The organism is Streptomyces caeni, from assembly GCF_042678285.1.
GTDB lineage: Bacteria > Actinomycetota > Actinomycetes > Streptomycetales > Streptomycetaceae > Streptomyces > Streptomyces caeni.
This window is the reverse complement of sequence record NZ_JBHUDX010000130.1, coordinates 1-4646: the sequence shown is the minus strand read 5'-3', so window position 1 is coordinate 4646 and position 4646 is coordinate 1. Positions and strand designations below refer to the sequence as shown.

Here is a 4646-nt window from a genome sequence, read left to right as displayed (position 1 = left end):
CCACCGCACCCGACGCCCAGTCCACCTGCGACGTCGGCTCATCCACATGCAACGTGCGCGGCAGCATCCCCCGCTGCAGAGCCATCACCATCTTGATCACACCGGCCACGCCGGCGGCCGCCTGTGTGTGACCGATGTTCGACTTCAACGACCCCAGCCACAGGGGCCGTTCGGCATCCCGGCCCTGCCCGTACGTCGCCAGCAGCGCCTGCGCCTCGATCGGATCCCCGAGTCGCGTCCCGGTGCCATGCGCCTCCACCGCGTCCACATCCGCCGTCGACAATCCGGCGCTCTCCAGAGCCGCACGAATCACCCGCTGTTGCGACGGACCGTTCGGCGCCGTCAGCCCGTTGCTCGCACCGTCCTGATTGACCGCGCTGCCCCGCACCACCGCCAACACCCGACGCCCGTTTTCCAGGGCTTCGGAGAGCCGCTCCACCACCAGGACGCCCACGCCTTCGCCCCATCCGACCCCGTCGGCCGCCGCGGCGAAGGACTTCGAGCGGCCGTCGGGTGCCAGGCCGCGCTGTCTGCTGAACTCCATCAGGACGCCGGGCGCGGCCATCACCGCCACTCCGCCCACCAGCGCGCGGTCGCAGTCGCCGGCGCGCAGGGCCTGAGCGGCCAGGTGCAGAGCGACCAGGGACGACGAGCACGCCGTGTCCAGCGTCACCGCCGGGCCCTCCAGGCCGAGGATGTAGGCGATCCGGCCCGACATCACACTGGGGGTGTTACCGGTCATGAGGTAGCCGGCCACCTCGTCGGGCGCCTGTGTCAGGGGTGGGGCGTAGTCCCAGGTGTTGGAGCCGACGAAGACGCCGGTGCGGCTGCCCCGCAGTTTCTGCGGGTCGAGGCCCGCGCGTTCCAGCGCCTCCCACGAGGTTTCGAGGAGCAGCCGCTGCTGGGGGTCCATGGCCTGGGCCTCGCGCGGGGAGATACCGAAGAACGCGGCGTCGAACGCGCCGAGTTCGTCCAGGAAGGCTGCCTCGCGGGTGCCGATGGAGCCGGGCCGGGTGAGCTCGGGGTCGTAGAGGTCGTCGATGTTCCAGCCGCGATCGGCGGGGATCGGGGCGACCGCGTCCGTGCCGGTGGAGACGAGCTCCCAGAGTGCCTCGGGGGTGCTGACGCCGTGCGGGAACCGGCAGGCCATGGCGGTGATGGCGAGGGGTTCGCCGGCGCGCTCCTCCAGTTCTCGCACGCGTTCCCTGGACTGCACCAGGTCAGCCGTGACCCACTTGAGGTATTCGCGGAGCTTCTCTTCGTTGTCCATCTGCGTTGCCGCTCCATCCAGCAGTGTGCGTGCTCTGGCTGCTCTGCCTGCTCTGTGACGTCTTACTGCGACTTGCCGAGCTCCTTGTTGATGAAGTCGAAGATCTCGTCGTCCGAGGCGGACTCGATCTTCTGTGCGGAGGCCGCGCCTGGGCCGGTGTCGGCCGGGGCGCCGCCGACCGCGGCGAGGACCTCGCGGGCCCGCGCGGCCACACGGACCCGTTCACCGTCCGTCGGCGCCAGGGCCGCGAGGGCAGCTTCGAGGGCGTCGAGTCCCGCGAGGACGGAGTCGACGGTCGTCTCCTGCGCCGGGGCCAGCTGTTCCCCCAGGTAGGCGGCCAGGGCCGCGGGTGTCGGATAGTCGAAGACCAGCGTGGCGGGCAGCCTGAGGCCCGTCGCCGCGTTGAGCCGGTTCCGCAGCTCGACAGCGATCAGGGAGTCGAAGCCCAGTTCCTTGAAGGCACGTTCCGGGGCGATCTCGGCGGCCGACGCGTGGCCGAGGGCGGTGGCCACATGGGTGCGGACCAGGGTGGTCAGGAGCTGGTTCTGCTCGGCGGGCGCGAGGCCTGCGAGCCGGGCGCCGAGCCCGTCGGGGCCGTCCCCGGGCGCCGTCTGTGCCGTCGTTCCGGCGGGTGTCCTGGCCGCGGCCGTCCGCAGGGCCCGTACGTCGGGCAGGTCACGGATGATCGGGCGGCCCCGGCCGCCGTGCACCTCAGCGACGAAGCGGCGCCAGTCGACGTCGATGACGGTGAGGAACGGCTCGTCCGCGAGCAGGGAGCGAGCCATGACGTCGACGGCGGCGCCGGGGTCCATCGGCCGGATGCCGCGCCGTTTGATGCGGGCCTCGTTGGAGCCGAGGGTGGCCATGCCGTCGCCGCCCCACATGCCCCAGCCGAAGGAGGCGCCGACGCGTCCTTGGGCGCGCCGCTGCTGGACGAGGGTGTCGAGGAAGGTGTTCCCGGCGGCGTAGGCGGCCTGGCCCGCGGAGCCGAGGACCCCGGACACGGAGGAGAACAGGACGAACGCCGACAGATCGAGATGGGCGGTGAGTTCGTGCAGGTTGAGCGCCGCGTCGATCTTCGGCCGGAGGACGGCGTCCATGTTCTCCACGGTGAGGCCGTCGACGATCCCGTCGCGGGAGACGCCGGCGGTGTGGATGACGGCGTCGAGCGGGCTGTCGCCAGGCAAGGAGTCGAGCAGCTCGGCGAGTTGGGCGCGGTCGGCGACGTCACACTTGGCGATGGTGACCTGCGCGCCGAGCGCGGTCAGCTCGGCCTCCAGCTCGTCCGCGCCGGCCGCGTCGCGTCCGCTGCGGCTGGTCAGGATCAGGTGGTCGGCTCCTTCCTCGGCCAGCCAGCGGGCCACGTGTCCGCCGAGGGCGCCGGTGCCGCCGGTGACGAGCACGGTGCCGGCCGGCTTCCACGGCCGTTTTGGTGACGGCTCGGGGCGAGGAGCACGCTGCAGGCGTCGTACGAGAACACCCGTGTCACGCACGGCCAGTTGATCCTCGTCGCGGTCGGCCGCCAGCACATCGGCGAGACGGCCGACCGCTCGTTCGCCGGTCGTGGCGGGGACATCGACGAGGCCGCCCCACTGCTTGGGCTGTTCCAGGGCGATGACCCGGCCCAGGCCCCAGACGGCGGACTGCAGGACGTGGTCGACGGGGTCGGTGTCTGTGGCCTGCACCGCGTCCTGGGTGGCGATCCACAGGGGTGCCTCGATGCCCGCGGAGTCCATGGCCTGGACGGTGGTGACGGTGTGTGCGAGGCCCAGCGGGACCGACGGGTGGCCGGGGTGCATGCGTTCGTCCAGGGCGAGCCAGGACAGCACCCCGGTCACTGGTGCGCCCTGTCCGTCGTCACCGGCGGCCTCGGTGAGGCGGTCGGCGAGGGCGGCCCGGTCGGCGGCCAGGGCGTCGTCGACGAGGACGGTGGTCACCCGGGCGCCGCGCGTCTGGAGGGCCTGGGTACTCGCGGTGATCCACGAGTGGTCGGCCTGCTCGGTCGGCACAACGAGCAGCCAGGTGCCGTTGAGGGCCGCGTCGGGGGTGTCGGTGACCCGGGTCCAGTCGATGCGGTAGCGCCAGGAGTCCTCGGCGGCGGCGCTCTCACCGAGGGCCTTCTTGGCCTCTTCGAGCTGGTCGGTGGAGAGCGGTCGCGCGGCCAGCGAGTCGACGGTGGCGACGGGTGCCCCGGTGGCGTCGGCGACGGTCACGGAGACGATGTCCTCGCCGCTGCGCCGGAACCGAACGCGCAGGGCGTCGGCTCCGGTGGCGTGCGTCCGTACACCGTTCCAGGAGAACGGCAGGACGGCGGTCTCCGTGTCGCCGTGGTAGCCGAGGACGGTGGCGTGCAGCGCTGCGTCCAGGAGGGCGGGGTGCAGTTCGAAGGCGTCGGCCTGGGAGGCGTACTCCTCGGGCAGGGCGACCTCGGTGAACACCTCCTCGCCCCGGCGCCAGGCGCGCCGTAGCCCCTGGAAGGCGGGGCCGTAGCCGTAGCCCAGGTCCGCGAACCAGTCGTAGACGCCCTGGACGTCGAGTTCCTCGGCGTCGGCGGGAGGCCAGGCGGTGAGGTCCTGGTCGGCGGTGATCGGGGGCGCGGCGCCCGCTGCGGTGAGGAAGCCCATTGCGTGCCGGGTCCAGGGCCGGTCCGGCGGCTCTTCGGCCGCCGTGCCGGACTCCGGGCCGGCGGCGGGTTCGGTGCGCGAGTAGACGCCGATCTCGTACCGGCCGGTGTCGTCGCGTCCGCCGACCACGACCTGCACCTGTACGGCGCCGTCCGCCGGAAGGACCAGCGGGGCGTGCAGCGTGAGTTCGTCGATGCCGTCGGCTCCGACGCACCGGGCCGCGTACTGGGCGAGTTCCACGAATCCGGTGCCGGGCAGCAGGACGGTGTCGAGGACCGCGTGGTCCGCGAGCCAGGGCTGGGTCGCCGTGGACAGCCGCCCGGTGAACACCGCGCCCGCGCCGTCGGCGAGTTCGACCACCGCGCCGAGCAGCGGATGGTCCGCTCCGCCGATGCCCGCCTCGGCGACCTGACCGCTGTGCCGCCGGGCCGACGGGCGCAGCCAGTAACTGCGGCGCTGGAACGGGTAGGTGGGCAGGTCCACGGTCTGCGCGGACGTCTCGGCGAAGACCGCCTCCCAGTCCACCGGTACGCCGCTGACGTGCAGTTCGGCCAGGGACAGCAGTACCCGGTCGAGGCCGCCTTCGTCGCGCCGCAGCGAACCGGTCACCACCAGGTCGTGGCCCAGGGCGTCCGCGGTCTCTTGGAGGCCCACGGCGAGGACGGGGTGGGGGCTGGATTCGACGAAGGTCCGGTAGCCGTCGGTGAGGAGGGCGCGGACGGTGTCTTCGAAGAGGACCGTCTGACGGAGGT

The 4646-nt window shown here is 72.5% G+C and carries 2 protein-coding genes; both read right to left on the bottom strand.

Annotated features, from left to right (window positions below; all coding sequences use genetic code 11):
- A partial coding sequence (locus tag ACFSL4_RS35645) for a beta-ketoacyl synthase N-terminal-like domain-containing protein (RefSeq protein WP_381092080.1) occupies positions 1-1270 on the bottom strand: 1270 nt, incomplete at its 3' end.
- 62 nt (positions 1271-1332) lie between these two features.
- The coding region (locus tag ACFSL4_RS35640) for an SDR family NAD(P)-dependent oxidoreductase (RefSeq protein WP_381092078.1) at positions 1333-4646 on the bottom strand (3314 nt) is incomplete at its 5' end.